This window comes from Pseudomonas sp. NFX224, from assembly GCF_048565165.1.
Classification (GTDB): Bacteria; Pseudomonadota; Gammaproteobacteria; order Pseudomonadales; family Pseudomonadaceae; genus Aquipseudomonas.
This window is the reverse complement of the sequence record NZ_CP183416.1, coordinates 5349443-5363260: the sequence shown is the minus strand read 5'-3', so window position 1 is coordinate 5363260 and position 13818 is coordinate 5349443. Positions and strand designations below refer to the sequence as shown.

The following is a 13818-nucleotide window of genomic DNA, read 5'->3' as shown; positions in this document are numbered from 1 at the left end:
CCGGACGGGCGAGCACCGTTGTGTCGCCAGAGGACTACTGGGTAACCAGTTCTACCGGCGTCTCGATCACACCGTTGGCGCTGCTGTCGACTTTTTCGCCCTTGATGATTTTCAGCGCCGTCTCGATACCGAACACCGCTTGTTTAGCGGCAAACTGGTCGGCAGTGGCCAGCACTCGACCGTCCGCGAGCATCGGCTTGATGGCGTTGATATTGTCGTAGCCGACGACTTCAACCTTGCCGGCCTTACCCGCAGCACGTACCGCCGACACTACACCGAGCGCCATGCTGTCGTTACCGGCCAGCAGGGCTTTGGTTTGCGGGTATTCGCTGAGAATCGACGCGGCAACCTTGTTGCCCTTGTCGATTTCCCAGTCGCCGGACTGGACCGACACAACCTTGATCTGCGCGGCTTCCATCGCATCCTTGAAGCCTGCGGTGCGAGCCTGGGCGTTGGTGGTCGTGGACACACCTTCTATGATGCCGACTTCGTCACCGGCCTTGAGTTTCCTGGCCAGGTACTCACCCACCAGACGCGCGCCTTTACGGTTGTCCGGGCCTACGAACGGAACACTGATGTTTTTGCTTTTGACCACGGCCGGGTCAAGCTGATTGTCGATGTTGATCACGGTGATACCGGCATCGATGGCTTTTTTGATCACCGGCACCATGGCCTTGGAGTCAGCCGGCGCAATGACCAGCGCATCGACCTTGGCCAGAATCATTTGCTCGACGATGCGCGTCTGGCCCGCAGTATCCGTTTCGTCCTTGATGCCGTTGGAAATAAGCTCGAACTCGCCGGAGTGATCTTTCTGGTAAGCCTTGGCGCCGTCTTCCATGGTCAGGAAAAATTCGTTGGCCAGGGACTTCATCACCAAAGCGACTTTAGGTTTGGCAGGCGTTTCAGCGAAAGCCGAAGAGACAGGCAGCGCAGCAGAGGCGGCAGCCAGCATAGCGACAGCAAGAAGTCGTCCAGCGAATGGCAGCTTCATGGGTTCACTCCGATCTTATGATTATTGTGAGCAACGCTTGCGCTGGCGTAAGCTGCGTGGCGTTCGCTGATGGGTTTAGCCCAACAGGAATGGCGCAAACGTTTGCGTAGACCGGACTATGCGAATCTTGTCGACATTTGTCAATGACGAGAAAACGCCATTTGTGGGAACCCTTCACGCCGTGGTACTGACCACATTCCCGGAACCTGTCAGTTCCTTCACCAGGGCCGCCGCCACTTGCATCAGTGCCGCGGACGTATCGGCAATCTGCGACTGAATCGACATGACCGCGGCCGCCTTGGCTTCCGCCGACTGGAAATTCGCAGCCTGGGTTGCCGCCAATTGCTGCTGTTGCTCGCGCAGTTGCTCCTGCAATTCCTGCATGCGCTTGAGCAACATTTGCGCGGCAATGCTTTGCTGACTGCCCGCGCTTTCGGCTTTCTCACTACCCTGCGCGCCGCCACCGAGACTGACAGACTTTTTCTCGTCCGCTTCCAGCCCCAGGCGCTGTGTCGACGTATCAGCTGCCGCCTCGCTCAAGGCCTCAACGGTCGACGAAGACTTCCCGCCGATGTTGATCACGGATGCATTTGGAAAACCGACGGTCAACGACATGTGAACTCCCTGAAAAATACTCCTCCAGGAGAGATCGGCCTGCGTACCGGTTTCTTTAACAACAACCCGACGACCTTGGGTTTGCACAGACCGTCGGAGAGCCGAACGGGAAACCCGCAATCAGTCGGAAACCCGGACAACCCGCGATGCAAGCGCGTTGAACAAGCGTTTATTTATTTAAACAAATCAGCAACTTAAGAGACTCTCTCAATACAAAGTGTAATTGGTACAGATTCTGCTCTTCTCCAGCACCTCAAGCGTTCAGATCCGCTCGGGGCGCATCTAGATGAACTTGCATCAGCACCGTCACTACTAGAGAGAAAAATAATGACATCTGCTATCAAACATTTTGTTCCGGGCGCCTTGGCCCTCTTGCTGCTCCTGCCTACTGCCCTTCAGGCAAAAGAAGTCGAAACCCAACAGAAACTGGCGAACGTGGTGATTCTTGCCACCGGTGGCACCATTGCCGGCGCCGGCGCCAGCGCGGCCAACAGTGCGACTTACCAGGCGGCGAAAGTCGGCATTGATAAACTGATCGCCGGCGTTCCGGAATTGAGCCAGGTCGCCAATGTTCGCGGCGAACAAGTGATGCAGATCGCATCCGAAAGCATTACCAACGAAAACCTGCTGCAACTGGGTCGCCGCGTCGCCGAACTGGCCGATAGCGCTGACGTCGACGGCATCGTCATCACCCACGGCACCGACACCCTGGAAGAAACCGCTTACTTCCTGAACCTGGTAGAGAAAACCGACAAGCCGATCATCGTGGTCGGCTCCATGCGCCCGGGCACGGCGATGTCCGCAGACGGCATGCTGAACCTGTACAACGCCGTGGCTGTGGCCAGCAGCAAAGAGGCTCGCGGCAAAGGCGTGCTGGTGACCATGAACGATGAAATCCAGTCGGGTCGCGATGTCAGCAAGATGATCAACATCAAGACCGAGGCGTTTAAAAGCCCTTGGGGTCCCCTCGGGATGGTGGTGGAAGGCAAATCCTACTGGTTCCGCCTGCCAGCCAAGCGCCACACCATGGACTCGGAATTCGACATCAAGAACATCAAGAGCCTGCCTGACGTAGAAATCGCCTACTCCTACGGCAACGTCAGCGACACCGCATACAAAGCGCTGGCTCAGTCCGGCGCCAAAGCCATCATCCACGCGGGCACCGGCAACGGCTCGGTGTCTTCGCGGGTCGTTCCAAGCCTGCAAGCCCTGCGCAAGGACGGCGTGCAAATCATCCGCTCTTCCCACGTCAACGCCGGCGGCTTCGTTCTGCGTAATGCCGAACAGCCTGACGACAAGTACGACTGGGTCGTGGCTCACGACCTGAACCCGCAAAAAGCCCGCATCCTGGCCATGGTCGCCCTGACCAAGACCAACGACAGCAAAGAGCTGCAACGGATGTTCTGGGAATACTGATTCGCCCTCGCCCGACCGATTCCGGTCGGGCACCGCCTCGCCTTTCGAAAAAATGTTCCTTCGTCCTACACCAAATGGAACAAACCGCTGTCAGAGGATTTTCTTGAATTTTAAGCAGTTGCGAAAATTCCTACAGTTAAATACTGTATGCACGTACAGCTTAATAAGGATAATCCCGTGGACACCACCTCTGCCTCACCTGACTCCTATGTCCGCATGGGCTTGCGCGTTCAGAAAATCATCAACTCCCCCACCGCTCAAAAAGCCAAGGCAGCGCTGATTTTTCGTCTTCCCGACGAGCCTGCGGATGAGTGGGAACGCCTGCTCGAAGAAATCGATGAAAACGACAACGTCACCCTCGCCTATCGCGATGACGGCGGTGTGCAGATTTTCTGGGTTGTGCCGAAGGAAGATTGAGTCAATGAGTGTCCGTTGTTTTGCTTTGCTGTTTCTGTTGTTCGCCATGGGCGCCCAGGCCGACGCGCCACGTACCTTCAACGAAGCCAAGAAAGTCGCCTGGAAGTTGTACGCCCCGCAATCCACCGAGTTTTATTGCGGCTGCAAATACACCGGCAACAAGGTGAACCTCGCAGCGTGTGGCTACGTGCCGCGTAAAAATGCCAAGCGTGCCTCGCGCATCGAATGGGAACACATCGTTCCGGCCTGGCAGATCGGCCACCAGCGCCAATGCTGGCAGGAAGGCGGACGCAAGAACTGCACGCGCTACGACCCGACCTACCAGAAGGCCGAGGCCGATCTGCATAACCTGGTGCCAAGCATCGGTGAGGTGAACGGTGACCGCAGTAACTTCAGTTTCGGTTGGTTGCCCGAGCAATCGGGTCAATACGGCTCGTGCCTGACCCAGGTCGACTTCAAGGCGAAGAAGGTCATGCCTCGCCCATCCATTCGCGGGATGATCGCCCGGACGTATTTCTACATGAGCAAGCAATACGGTTTACGCCTGTCGAAACAGGATCGCCAACTGTATGAAGCCTGGAACAAAACCTATCCGGTTCAGTCCTGGGAACGTCAGCGCAACCAAAGCGTGGCTTGCGTCATGGGGCGCGGCAACGAGTTTGTCGGTCCGGTGGACATGAAGTCCTGCGGTTAAACACGCGCTGAAAATACAAAGGCCTCGGGTTCAATACCCGAGGCCTCTTCGTTTCTAACCGCCGGCTTTGTCGTAGCGCCAATAGCCCATCAGGTTCAGTGATTCCCGGGCAATGCCGCGCTCTTTGATCAAATGCTTGCGCAAGTTCATCACGGCCATTGTCTCGCCGGCAATCCAGCCATAGAAACCATCACTGGCCGACTCCGACGTTTCCCAAAGGGTATCTTCGTCTACATCGACTGGCGCCAACTCGGTGATTTGCGATGCCGAGCAAGCTGCTGAAGGCAGACTGGCCCGATGAACCGCATCGACCATCAATGACCCTGCTCGCAGAGCACCGGCGTCATCGCGAATCAGCCACTGCACCGATAGGCCCGGCCAGTCCGGAACCGGTAACGCATCGTCGAGGCTGTCCACCTCAAAAAAGGCCTGGGTCACTGGAGGCTCATCGAGAACGGCCAGTTCATCGAGAATACCGAGGGCCGCCGGCAGGGCCGTGGCATCGGCGACCAGTAACAGATGTTTGAGCTGCCGGGGCGGTTTCCACTCGAAACCACCCGCCTCCTGCGCGGAGAACCGGCGATTCGGCGCGACGATCTGAATCGACTCGCCCGTTGTCGCGTGAATGGCCCAACGAGAGGCCGGACCGGTTTCACCATGCAGCACAAAATCGATATCGACTTCACCTTGGTCGGCGCGCAGATGGCGAATGGTGTAGGTACGCATCGCCGGGCGTCGGGCAATCGGTATGGAGCGGTAACGCGCGTGCCAACCGGCATCATGAGGCAGTTGAGCGGGCGAGCCATCCTCGGCGGGGAAGAACAGTTTCACGCGCTGGTCCGGCGCCCAGGTCGCCATTTCCGTGACCATCGGGCCGGCCAGAGTGACCCGCATCAAATGCGGACTCAGGGTCTTTTTGTGGCGCAGGACTGCGTCGAATATTTTGTAAGGGGTGGCGGAGGCCATGGGAAGCTCCTTCGGAAAATCGACAGTGACTACGCATGAAGACGAGTCACCGTGTTTATCCTTTAAGAAGCTCCGCCGAACAGCGTGTTGAAAATGGATCCTTATTGAGCGGCCGGACGCTCGAGGACCAGCACTTCAATGTTCTGTTTCTTCGCCTTGACCAGCGCCGCGTTCACCTGCGCCTGTTTGGCGTCGGCTTCAGCCTTCGAACTGTATGGCCCCATCAGAATCCGGGTCTTGCCATTTTCCCTGATGACATTGGACATGAAGCTGTGCTCGATCAGCCAGCCGCTGAGGTCGCTGACTGCCTGAGGTGTTTCGCCTCGGACCTCGAGATCCCATTGCGGTCCCGACACTTGCGCCGGCGCTACCGCCGCCACTGCAGGCTGCGGCTTTTGCGCATCCCCACGCTTGTCCTCACCACATCCCGCCAGCGCCAGTACCGCCAATACCAAAACCATTTTGCGCACAGCGTTTCCCTCTGAATGCTTAAAGCGAGGATTTTAACACTCATGAATACTTCTCGAGTGCCGTAAAATGGGCACAAAACAACAAGAATGATGGTTGCGGCCTCTGTATAGTTACACCTTGGGAATTAATGCTGCATCTGCGCGTCAGAAAGAGGCACCCAAATTGTGAGACTTCGCACTAATCTATACATACCACCGACCTCTGCACTGTCCGAATCAGGTGCCCCACAAAGCAATCAAGGAGAAGACCATGCTGATACTCACCCGCAAAGTCGGTGAAAGCATAAATATTGGTGATGACATTACGATCACCATCCTGGGCGTAAGCGGCCAGCAAGTCAGAATTGGCATCAACGCCCCGAAAGACGTTGCGGTGCATCGCGAAGAGATTTATCAGCGCATTCAAGCTGGCCTGACCGCCCCGGACAAGCCGCAGACTCCCTGAATCCTGATGCAGTCAGTAGCCAGCCCGTTCGCCCCGGAACGACGGCTGGCTAAAGATTCATGTGTCGCAACGCCCTCCGCTTTCCTCGCTTTCCCCTGGCTATCCAAACGTCACACCTCGCGCCATGCCAGTGGCCGCGACAACCATCAACAACACCAGCAACGCTTCGACATGACTGATCCGTGCGAACAACTTCGCGCGCCCAGTATCGATTGCCGCGCCACGTGCCAGCGCCACTCGCCATTTGATCAGGGTCACCATCGGCACGACTTCAAGCAGCAGGATAAGAACGAAAAGCGTCATCTTGAGGTGAAACAACGGCTGATGCAGGTAGTAACCCGTGCCTTTTTCGTACCCGCCAAAGGCTCGCATCCCACCGGTAACTAGCAGAATGAGTGCGCAAATCCCCCAAAGGTTATCCGCGATCAGCACGCTGCGAGCCTCCCCCGCGCCGCTCGCCAAACGCCGAAAATTCGTACCGCGAACCAGAACCGCCCAAAAACCCAGTGCCAATGCCAGAAGATGTGCCGCTGCAAGAAACCAGTGAGCCAGCATCGTGAAACTCCTGTGAGGACGAAGTTGAATCAACCTGTCAGTAGTAGTCCATCAACCAACGGATTGCACTCGTTGCACGATTCGCCGGTTACTGTGCCGCGTTAACCCGACATGCTCCGCAGGCCGCAACATAATGTTCCAGACCCCGGCTAGACTCCAACATTCCAGTGCCTATAGGCTCCTGCAAGCATTACCCCAAAGCATTCCCACCGAATTGACCTGAGTACACAAAATCATGTGTGAATCATGTGATTCAAACTCTGATTCAAATACCCATGAACGTCGCCGCTTTCTTCGCCTTGCCGGATTAGGAGCCGGCGCCCTGTTACTCGCCGGCACCCTGCCCGATCGAATCCTTCAGGCCGCCGAAAAAACCTCAACGCCCCCCAAACCCAAAAACGTCATCAGCCCCGACGAGGCCCTTAAAAGACTGATGGCGGGAAATGAACGGTATGTCAGCGGGAATTCAGAAACCCATGACTTCAAAGACGAACGCGAAGCGTTGGTTTCCGGTCAGAACCCGTTCGTCGCGGTCTTGAGTTGCTCCGACTCGCGCATTGCCCCTGAGTACGCATTCGATACTGCACGAGGTGATCTTTTCGCCGTACGCGTGGCTGGTAACTTTGTAACGAACGAAGGTCTGGCGAGTATTGAATACGGTGTCGCCGTGCTTGGCGCGCCGCTCATTCTGGTATTGGGGCATGAGAGCTGCGGCGCTATCGAGGCCGGCATCAAAGCCGTCAAGGATAAAACGGTATTCCCCGGGCAGATCCCCAAACTGACCGACGCACTCAAACCCGCTATCGAAACAGTGATCAAACAACCTGGAGACCTGATGGAAAACGCGACCGTGCAAAATGTCAAAGACTCGGTTGCACGCCTCAAGCAGGCCACGCCACTGCTGACCGACGCGCTCGGCAACGGCAAGTTGAAAATAGTGGGGGGCATCTATCGTCTGGCGACCGGAAAGGTCGAACTGATTGCCTGAATCTTCGGGGCTTCGGTAAAAAGTGCCGGATGCGAAGAGCCCAGCGCGATGGCTGGGCTCTGGTTATTTTCTGTTTTCCATCATTTTGTCGGCGAGGGCTTTGGCCCTCTCGATCAACAGATTCTGCCTGTCTTCATGAGTGGCCCCGCCTACTATGGGTGCCGTCAGATTGCTCTCTGCAATCAACGCAGCGCAGAAGTATTGATCCCAAACAGTTTGGCTGTCGAATGACTGCTTGTTGATTGGGTCGGAGATCATATACGTGACTCCTTTAGATGAGGGAGCACTGCCCATTTTACGCCTGAATCACTGCGTTACAGGATCCACCTCAAAAGCACATGAGTGGCAATCCAGGGGGATGCCTCAACCACAGTCCATTGAAGTAAAAGGCAAATGGACAAGTAAGCCGCAAAGAATCGGATCATCGCTCGCCTCCCCATCACCTCCCCTCCCGCTTCACTGAGCCAATCAAACGCCTCGCCGCCTGTTCTGGTTGGATGCAGTTCGTTGCTCACAGTTCAATTCGGGTAGAAATGATTGTCATATGGCAATACGAATCCCTAATCCAACTCCGCAAATGATAACATTTCTCATGTAAAATGCTGGCGGAGACAGCCTGGTAATGAGGGAACGTTACGAGATTCATTTTATGGTTGGCGGATTCAAGAAGGTCATCATCATCGAACGCTCAAGCATGAGCGAACTTGAAGCCTGGAAAGCCGCCTTGCTTCACCATGGAGAATGTGCGGGCAGCACTTTCAACATTCGTTTCATCGCTGACGCCATTGAAAAAGCGTCAGGGCGCGACATCATGAAGGTGCGATGGAACAAGGCCAGCCACACCATCGCCTGGAGTGAGCGCGCGAAGCTGGCTCGGAATACGGTGGGGTTGAAGCATATTGAGTAGCCCGCAGAACTTACTGGGGCTTGCTTGTCTCCCAGAGACGAATTGCAAGCCCTGCCCGCAGAGATGAAAAAGCTCCGTCATTGACGAGGCTTGTGTAAATCGTTGGCATAAAAAAACTTGGCGGGTGCCAGGTCTTGATTCGATGCATGTGGAACCACGTGGATGGGCGGGTCTCTTTGGATGTTGAATACTGTGTCAGTCGTCCTGGTCTATCTGATCAAGAAAATCGACGTCCTCATCTTCCTCATCCACGATTGCCTGTGCGTCTTCTTCGGCCCATGAGTCGTCATCGTGGAATTCATGGTCGAGCAGATGGTCGTGCTCAGGCTCAGGGATATCTCGTTCTTCGCTCATGACTTACCGAAACAAAATTGAAAGAACGGAGTGTATAGGCATATCCGTTACGCCCGTCAACGATCATAAGCCTGGCGTTGCTTCCTTCTTAGAGGCGAGATGCAGGCCCTGTCTGCGGGGGGGAAACTCGTCGAGACGGGATTGAAAATGGATCCATCGCTGCGGGATCCCTTCGGAGTCAGGAACAACCTTGTTGATGCTCTTCAACATGTTCATCAATCCGCCATGCAGCCCTGTTCGCGTGGGCTTTCGGTTCGCCAGTTGCTCAAAAATTAGCTGGCCGGGCTCGTTGTATATCTCCTTGAAGGATCCGTCCTCAGCCTGAGATCAGCGCCGGCCAGATCACACCCCGATGCGGACGACTCTGCACCGCGCAATGCGGCTCCACTCTTTACTCATTCAATAGGTAGCCTTCCTACATGTAAAGAGATCAGAGCGAACTAATCGCCTCTGTCGCCATGATCACGATCGTGATTGCGCTCATATCCATGATCATCGTCGCGACGATCATATCTGCGGTATTGCTTTCGATCATCGTCATGCCCTCGGTCATATCCGCGGCCATGATCGTAGCCCCGATCACGTTCGTACCTATCTCCGTCGTGCCAGTGAGGCCCGCAGCCTCCCAGCAGGAGAGAGCCTGAAATGGCCATGAACATTATTACTGCACGCTTCATTTGAACGTCCTAAAAGCCAAAGTCGGCGATATGACCGTCAGACGGATCAATGATTCACTGGCGAGACATATCAAACCCACCAGCCAAAACTACTGCTGAATTAGCAACACCCCCTCCACCGACTAAACCCGTATGCACTCTCTTCCGCGCCCAACGGCAACCAGCGGAATGGATGAGTGCAGCCGAGTTTTGTTGGATCAATACGCTGCTGATCGCCCGCGAGCGGGAGTGCAGAACCTCAGTGCTGTAGTGGGCTGACACCGGACATGGGCAAGAACACGGTGACGGTATCGCCCGAGAAGACGCAGAGCTACGACAATCCGACCCACCTGAAGATCACCATGGGCGCGGCGCTTAGGGAGGTGGTCGGTGAATGCTTGCGGTCGCCGCTGGTGGAGGTAGGTGCCGAATTGGCGTTCTGAGGTGGGAGTTTTGCAAAAGTTTTGCAAATCGCAGAAAGCAAAAAGGGGTCACCGTTTCCGGTGACCCCTCTAGACCGCCCAGCAGAGCGGATTTTGTTTGGTAGGCGCGATTGGACTCGAACCAACGACCCCCACCATGTCAAGGTGGTGCTCTAACCAACTGAGCTACGTGCCTGCTGTGAGGCGGCATTCTACGGAATTCCGGAGGGGTGTCAACACCTTTTTTCGCGCTAACCCTATGAATATGCAAAATATTTAATTTCGCCGCCGCGAAGAAGATTTTCCGGTGGCTGGCGGTGGTTTTTTAACTCGGGTAGGATCGACGCACTCGTAAAATATATTAAACAGAGGCTGCCGGATGGCGAACACCCCCTACCCAGAGTCCTACTACGCCGCATCGGCCAACGCGGTGCCGCCGCGCCCGGCGTTGCAGAATGACGTGGAGACTGATGTCTGTGTAATCGGCGCCGGTTACACCGGCCTGTCCTCTGCCCTGTTTTTGCTGGAGAACGGTTTCAACGTGACGGTGCTGGAAGCTGCCAAGGTTGGTTTTGGTGCTTCCGGGCGTAACGGTGGCCAGATCGTCAACAGCTACAGCCGTGATATCGACGTGATCGAACGCAGCGTCGGCCCCAAACAGGCTCAGTTGCTGGGGCAGATGGCGTTCGAGGGCGGGCGGATCATTCGTGAGCGGGTCGCCAAATATAATATCCAGTGTGATTTGAAGGACGGTGGCGTGTTCGCCGCCATCACTGCCAAGCAGATGGGCCACCTGGAATCCCAGAAGCGCCTGTGGGAACGCTTCGGTCATACGCAGCTCGAGTTGCTGGATGAGCGGCGCATCCGTGAAGTGGTGGCCTGTGACCAATACGTCGGCGGCATGCTCGACATGAGCGGCGGGCACATTCACCCACTCAATCTGGCGTTGGGCGAAGCGGCCGCGGTTGAGTCGTTGGGCGGCACGATCTATGAACAGTCACCGGCCGTGCGCATCGAGCGCGGCGCGAATCCAGTGGTGCACACGCCACAGGGCAAGGTCCGGGCAAAATTCATCATCGTGGCGGGCAACGCGTACCTGGGCAATCTGGTGCCGGAGCTGGCGGCCAAGTCGATGCCTTGCGGCACCCAGGTCATCACCACCGAGCCCTTGGGCGACGAGTTGGCGAAAAGCCTGCTGCCTCAGGATTACTGCGTCGAAGACTGCAACTACCTGCTCGACTACTACCGCCTGACGGGCGACAAGCGCCTGGTTTTCGGCGGTGGTGTGGTGTATGGCGCCCGGGATCCGGCGAACATCGAGGCGATCATCCGCCCGAAAATGCTCAAGGCTTTCCCGCAACTCAAAGACGTGAAGATCGACTATGCCTGGACCGGCAACTTCCTGCTGACCCTGTCGCGTCTGCCACAAGTCGGGCGACTGGGCGACAACGTCTACTACTCCCAGGGTTGCAGCGGCCACGGCGTGACCTACACGCATCTGGCGGGTAAGGTCCTGGCTGAAGCGTTGCGTGGCCAGGCCGAGCGTTTCGACGCGTTTGCCGACTTGCCGCACTACCCGTTTCCCGGTGGGCAATTGTTGCGCACACCGTTTGCGGCTTTAGGTGCGTGGTATTACGGGTTGCGGGACAAGTTCGGGTACTAAGCGGCACACAAAAACTGTGGGAGCAAGCTCGCACAGTTTTTGTGGTTAGAGCCGATCCCGTGAGATACCACTTCGAATCCGCAAGATATCGGCCAGCACCGCCAAGGCAATCTCCGCCGGTGTCTTGCTGCCCAGGTTCAAACCGATCGGCGCATGAATCCGCGCCAGTTCGGCATCGCCCAGCCCACCAATACGCCGCAACCGCTCGAAGCGCTTTTGCGAAGTTTGCATCGAGCCCATCACACCGATGTAAAACGCTTCGGTGCGCACGGCTTCCATCATCGCCAGGTCATCGATGCGCGGATCGTGGGTCAGCGCCACCACCGCCGTGTCGCTGTGACAGCCGCCATCGGCGATGAACACCGATGGCAGTTGACGACGGATCTCCACGTTGTCCAGCACGACACCTTCGAGCACTTCGTCCCGTGGATCGCAGAGGATCACCTCGAAGCCAAGGCCCACGGCAAACTCCGCACATGCCTGCGCCACACTGGAATACCCGGCCAGCAACAAGCGCTGTGCCGCACCGATGCGCAGGCGAACCCGGTCGACTTCGCACTCGACGCGCACACCCTGCTCGCGATCATCGAACAGGCCGCGCGCACCGCTGACCAGATCGACTTCGCGGATCAACCGCCGTCGGCCCAACAACGCCGACTCCAGTTCGCGCAGATGCGCCTGAACGTCGCAATCCGAATCCAGCCTCTCCACCAGCACGTCGAGCACACCGCCACAGGGCAAACTGACCCGCGAGCGCGGATCATCACCTTCGCCGTAACGCACAACGCTGACGGCTTGCTCAAACGCACCTTCGGCGACGCGTTCAAGGAAATCTTCTTCGACGCAACCGCCCGACAACGAACCGATCCACTGGCCGTCGGCGTTCACCGCCAGCAACGAACCCGGTGCGCGAGGCGCCGAGCCGTAAGTGGCGAGAACCGTGCACAGCCAGACACGCTGACCAGCCAACGACCACTCCAACGCCCGCCGCACCACTTGCAGATCCAGATGCTGCATGTCAGTGCGCCTTGTGCTCAAGCGGCGGCGCGTCTGCGCGCAACTTCTGCACCGCATTCACCGCAAGGTCACCCGGCTGACCGCCCCACCCCTGACGCAGGTAGTTCAGCAGATCGGTCAGTTGCTCGTCGCTGAGCTTCTCGACAAAACCTGGCATCGGCTGCATGTGCTCGAACCCGGAGAATTTCTGTTCGCCGATACCGTCGTCGATCACCCGAACCAGGTTGCGCGGATCTTCCAGGCGCAACGTGGTGTTGCCGCGCATGGCCACAGCGATGTGCGGCTTGCCTTCGCCACCTGGCGCATGGCAACCGGCGCAGACGTTCAGGTAATCCTGACGACCGCGCTGGGCGCTGGCGCTGAGTTTGTCCAACGGTACGTCAGTCAGCACTTTTGCCGCTGGCGGCTGATCGCCGAGCAGGAACGTGGCCATGGCGGCCAGATCCGGATCAGTGAGGCCCTGAGTGCTGTTGTGGAACACCGGGAACATCTCGTTGAACATCGTGCCCTGGGCACTCATGCCGTGCTTGAGGAACGAGCTCAGGTCCTGATGGTTCCAGCCGCGTGCCGCCAGGTCAGTGGCCAGCAGGCTCGGTGCCAGGTAGCCGTTGAGGATGCCGCCGGTCATGCGCTTGTCCATTTGCATCGCACCGGGAAGGCCACGTGGCGTGTGACATTCGCCGCAGTGGCCGAGCACGTCGACCATGTACTGGCCGCGCTTCCAGGCTTCGCTTTTGCCTTCGGTGGATTCCAGCTTCACGTCCTTGCCGTAGATCATGTTCCAACCCATGAGGCCCGGACGCACGTTGAACGGAAAGGTCAGGCTGGTGACCGGCGCGGCGCGCTCGATGGGCTCGACGGTTTTCAGGTAAGCGTGAATCGCGTCGGAGTCGGCACGCGGGATCAGGTGATACGAGGTGTACGGCATCGCCGGGTACAGGTTCGCGCCATCGCGACGCTTGCCTTCGGTCAACGCAGCGAAGAATTCGTCATCGTTGTACAAACCGATGCCGTGCTCTTTGCTCGGTGTAATGTTGGTGCCGTAGATCGTGCCGAACGGCGAGACGATCGGCAGGCCGCCCGCATACGGCGCGCCACCCGGTGCGGTGTGGCACGCCATGCAGTCGGCGGCGCGGGCGAGGTATTCGCCTTGCTTGACCTGCGCATCGTCAGCGTGAGCCGCCAACACAGGCGCAGCGAGGCCGACCGTCAACACGAGACGGCTAAGTAGTTGCTTCATGC

At 57.4% G+C, this 13818-nt stretch carries 18 protein-coding genes and 1 tRNA gene; 8 read left to right on the top strand and 11 right to left on the bottom strand.

The window, feature by feature from the left end; translation table 11 throughout:
- Nucleotides 1-34: 34 nt before the first annotated feature.
- The gene (locus ACNYC6_RS24480) at nt 35-991 is read right to left on the bottom strand and encodes a sugar ABC transporter substrate-binding protein (protein WP_419709524.1); all 957 of its coding nucleotides are present in this window, start codon (nt 989-991) and stop codon (nt 35-37) included.
- A 174-nt stretch (nt 992-1165) separates the two neighbouring features.
- Nucleotides 1166-1606 carry a hypothetical protein gene (locus tag ACNYC6_RS24475; protein WP_419709523.1) on the bottom strand — a complete coding sequence of 147 codons (441 nt, stop codon included), beginning with the start codon at nt 1604-1606 and terminating at the stop codon, nt 1166-1168.
- Nucleotides 1607-1933: 327 nt separating this feature from the next.
- Between ACNYC6_RS24475 and ACNYC6_RS24470 the strand changes: the two genes are divergently transcribed.
- The 3 genes from ACNYC6_RS24470 (at nt 1934) to ACNYC6_RS24460 (ending at nt 4133) form a co-directional block, all read left to right on the top strand.
- Nucleotides 1934-3022: an asparaginase gene (locus tag ACNYC6_RS24470; RefSeq protein WP_338585901.1), complete on the top strand. Its 1089-nt coding sequence runs from the start codon at nt 1934-1936 to the stop codon at nt 3020-3022.
- Nucleotides 3023-3169: 147 nt separating this feature from the next.
- On the top strand, nt 3170-3439 hold the full coding sequence (locus ACNYC6_RS24465) for a DUF1654 domain-containing protein (RefSeq protein ID WP_419709522.1): 270 nt from the start codon (nt 3170-3172) through the stop codon (nt 3437-3439).
- Nucleotides 3440-3443: 4 nt separating this feature from the next.
- Nucleotides 3444-4133, top strand: a complete 690-nt coding sequence (locus tag ACNYC6_RS24460; RefSeq protein WP_419709521.1) for an endonuclease — start codon at nt 3444-3446, stop codon at nt 4131-4133.
- Nucleotides 4134-4187: 54 nt separating this feature from the next.
- On the opposite strand, the gene ACNYC6_RS24455 is transcribed toward ACNYC6_RS24460, so the two are convergent.
- Nucleotides 4188-5099: a siderophore-interacting protein gene (locus tag ACNYC6_RS24455; RefSeq protein WP_419709520.1), complete on the bottom strand. Its 912-nt coding sequence runs from the start codon at nt 5097-5099 to the stop codon at nt 4188-4190.
- 101 nt (nt 5100-5200) lie between these two features.
- Nucleotides 5201-5569: an SPOR domain-containing protein gene (locus ACNYC6_RS24450; protein WP_419709519.1), complete on the bottom strand. Its 369-nt coding sequence runs from the start codon at nt 5567-5569 to the stop codon at nt 5201-5203.
- Nucleotides 5570-5819: 250 nt separating this feature from the next.
- Here ACNYC6_RS24450 and csrA point away from each other — a divergent pair, with 250 nt between their 5' ends.
- Nucleotides 5820-6014 carry a carbon storage regulator CsrA gene (csrA, locus tag ACNYC6_RS24445; protein ID WP_007938114.1) on the top strand — a complete coding sequence of 65 codons (195 nt, stop codon included), beginning with the start codon at nt 5820-5822 and terminating at the stop codon, nt 6012-6014.
- 99 nt (nt 6015-6113) lie between these two features.
- Here the strand turns inward: csrA and ACNYC6_RS24440 are convergent, their stop codons facing one another.
- On the bottom strand, nt 6114-6569 hold the full coding sequence (locus ACNYC6_RS24440; RefSeq protein WP_419709518.1) for a DUF2214 family protein: 456 nt from the start codon (nt 6567-6569) through the stop codon (nt 6114-6116).
- Nucleotides 6570-6804: 235 nt separating this feature from the next.
- Here ACNYC6_RS24440 and ACNYC6_RS24435 point away from each other — a divergent pair, with 235 nt between their 5' ends.
- Nucleotides 6805-7557: a carbonic anhydrase gene (locus ACNYC6_RS24435; protein WP_419709517.1), complete on the top strand. Its 753-nt coding sequence runs from the start codon at nt 6805-6807 to the stop codon at nt 7555-7557.
- Nucleotides 7558-7620: 63 nt separating this feature from the next.
- Here ACNYC6_RS24435 and ACNYC6_RS24430 read toward each other — a convergent pair whose 3' ends face one another.
- Complete coding sequence (locus ACNYC6_RS24430) at nt 7621-7815, bottom strand: hypothetical protein (RefSeq protein WP_419709516.1); 195 nt, start codon at nt 7813-7815, stop codon at nt 7621-7623.
- A 364-nt stretch (nt 7816-8179) separates the two neighbouring features.
- Between ACNYC6_RS24430 and ACNYC6_RS24425 the strand changes: the two genes are divergently transcribed.
- Complete coding sequence (locus tag ACNYC6_RS24425) at nt 8180-8464, top strand: hypothetical protein (protein ID WP_419709515.1); 285 nt, start codon at nt 8180-8182, stop codon at nt 8462-8464.
- Between the two features lie 195 nt (nt 8465-8659).
- Here the strand turns inward: ACNYC6_RS24425 and ACNYC6_RS24420 are convergent, their stop codons facing one another.
- Together ACNYC6_RS24420 and ACNYC6_RS24415 are read right to left on the bottom strand one after the other, a co-directional pair.
- Complete coding sequence (locus ACNYC6_RS24420; protein ID WP_419709514.1) at nt 8660-8818, bottom strand: hypothetical protein; 159 nt, start codon at nt 8816-8818, stop codon at nt 8660-8662.
- A 430-nt stretch (nt 8819-9248) separates the two neighbouring features.
- A complete protein-coding gene (locus tag ACNYC6_RS24415; protein ID WP_419709513.1) occupies nt 9249-9383 on the bottom strand; it encodes a hypothetical protein in 135 nt (44 codons plus the stop codon).
- Nucleotides 9384-9761: 378 nt separating this feature from the next.
- Between ACNYC6_RS24415 and ACNYC6_RS24410 the strand changes: the two genes are divergently transcribed.
- A complete protein-coding gene (locus ACNYC6_RS24410; RefSeq protein WP_419709512.1) occupies nt 9762-9917 on the top strand; it encodes a hypothetical protein in 156 nt (51 codons plus the stop codon).
- Between the two features lie 98 nt (nt 9918-10015).
- On the opposite strand, the gene ACNYC6_RS24405 is transcribed toward ACNYC6_RS24410, so the two are convergent.
- A tRNA-Val gene (locus tag ACNYC6_RS24405) sits at nt 10016-10092 on the bottom strand.
- A gap of 183 nt (nt 10093-10275) precedes the next feature.
- Between ACNYC6_RS24405 and ACNYC6_RS24400 the strand changes: the two genes are divergently transcribed.
- Nucleotides 10276-11559, top strand: coding sequence for an NAD(P)/FAD-dependent oxidoreductase (locus ACNYC6_RS24400; protein ID WP_419709511.1), 1284 nt, complete (start codon nt 10276-10278; stop codon nt 11557-11559).
- A 45-nt stretch (nt 11560-11604) separates the two neighbouring features.
- Here ACNYC6_RS24400 and ACNYC6_RS24395 read toward each other — a convergent pair whose 3' ends face one another.
- Together ACNYC6_RS24395 and ACNYC6_RS24390 are read right to left on the bottom strand one after the other, a co-directional pair.
- Nucleotides 11605-12576, bottom strand: a complete 972-nt coding sequence (locus tag ACNYC6_RS24395; RefSeq protein WP_419709510.1) for an XdhC family protein — start codon at nt 12574-12576, stop codon at nt 11605-11607.
- 1 nt (nt 12577) lies between these two features.
- On the bottom strand, nt 12578-13816 hold the full coding sequence (locus ACNYC6_RS24390; protein WP_419709509.1) for a c-type cytochrome: 1239 nt from the start codon (nt 13814-13816) through the stop codon (nt 12578-12580).
- Between the last annotated feature and the right edge of the window lie 2 nt (nt 13817-13818).

Coding starts and splice junctions, on each gene's coding strand:
- ACNYC6_RS24480 (WP_419709524.1), bottom strand. CDS start 991: ATGAAGCTGCCATTCGCTGGACGACTTCTTGCTGTCGCTATGCTGGCT.
- ACNYC6_RS24475 (WP_419709523.1), bottom strand. CDS start 1,606: ATGTCGTTGACCGTCGGTTTTCCAAATGCATCCGTGATCAACATCGGC.
- ACNYC6_RS24470 (WP_338585901.1), top strand. CDS start 1,934: ATGACATCTGCTATCAAACATTTTGTTCCGGGCGCCTTGGCCCTCTTG.
- ACNYC6_RS24465 (WP_419709522.1), top strand. CDS start 3,170: ATGCACGTACAGCTTAATAAGGATAATCCCGTGGACACCACCTCTGCC.
- ACNYC6_RS24460 (WP_419709521.1), top strand. CDS start 3,444: ATGAGTGTCCGTTGTTTTGCTTTGCTGTTTCTGTTGTTCGCCATGGGC.
- ACNYC6_RS24455 (WP_419709520.1), bottom strand. CDS start 5,099: ATGGCCTCCGCCACCCCTTACAAAATATTCGACGCAGTCCTGCGCCAC.
- csrA (WP_007938114.1), top strand. CDS start 5,820: ATGCTGATACTCACCCGCAAAGTCGGTGAAAGCATAAATATTGGTGAT.
- ACNYC6_RS24440 (WP_419709518.1), bottom strand. CDS start 6,569: ATGCTGGCTCACTGGTTTCTTGCAGCGGCACATCTTCTGGCATTGGCA.
- ACNYC6_RS24435 (WP_419709517.1), top strand. CDS start 6,805: ATGTGTGAATCATGTGATTCAAACTCTGATTCAAATACCCATGAACGT.
- ACNYC6_RS24430 (WP_419709516.1), bottom strand. CDS start 7,815: ATGATCTCCGACCCAATCAACAAGCAGTCATTCGACAGCCAAACTGTT.
- ACNYC6_RS24425 (WP_419709515.1), top strand. CDS start 8,180: ATGAGGGAACGTTACGAGATTCATTTTATGGTTGGCGGATTCAAGAAG.
- ACNYC6_RS24420 (WP_419709514.1), bottom strand. CDS start 8,818: ATGAGCGAAGAACGAGATATCCCTGAGCCTGAGCACGACCATCTGCTC.
- ACNYC6_RS24415 (WP_419709513.1), bottom strand. CDS start 9,383: ATGGCCGCGGATATGACCGAGGGCATGACGATGATCGAAAGCAATACC.
- ACNYC6_RS24410 (WP_419709512.1), top strand. CDS start 9,762: ATGGGCAAGAACACGGTGACGGTATCGCCCGAGAAGACGCAGAGCTAC.
- ACNYC6_RS24400 (WP_419709511.1), top strand. CDS start 10,276: ATGGCGAACACCCCCTACCCAGAGTCCTACTACGCCGCATCGGCCAAC.
- ACNYC6_RS24395 (WP_419709510.1), bottom strand. CDS start 12,576: ATGCAGCATCTGGATCTGCAAGTGGTGCGGCGGGCGTTGGAGTGGTCG.
- ACNYC6_RS24390 (WP_419709509.1), bottom strand. CDS start 13,816: ATGAAGCAACTACTTAGCCGTCTCGTGTTGACGGTCGGCCTCGCTGCG.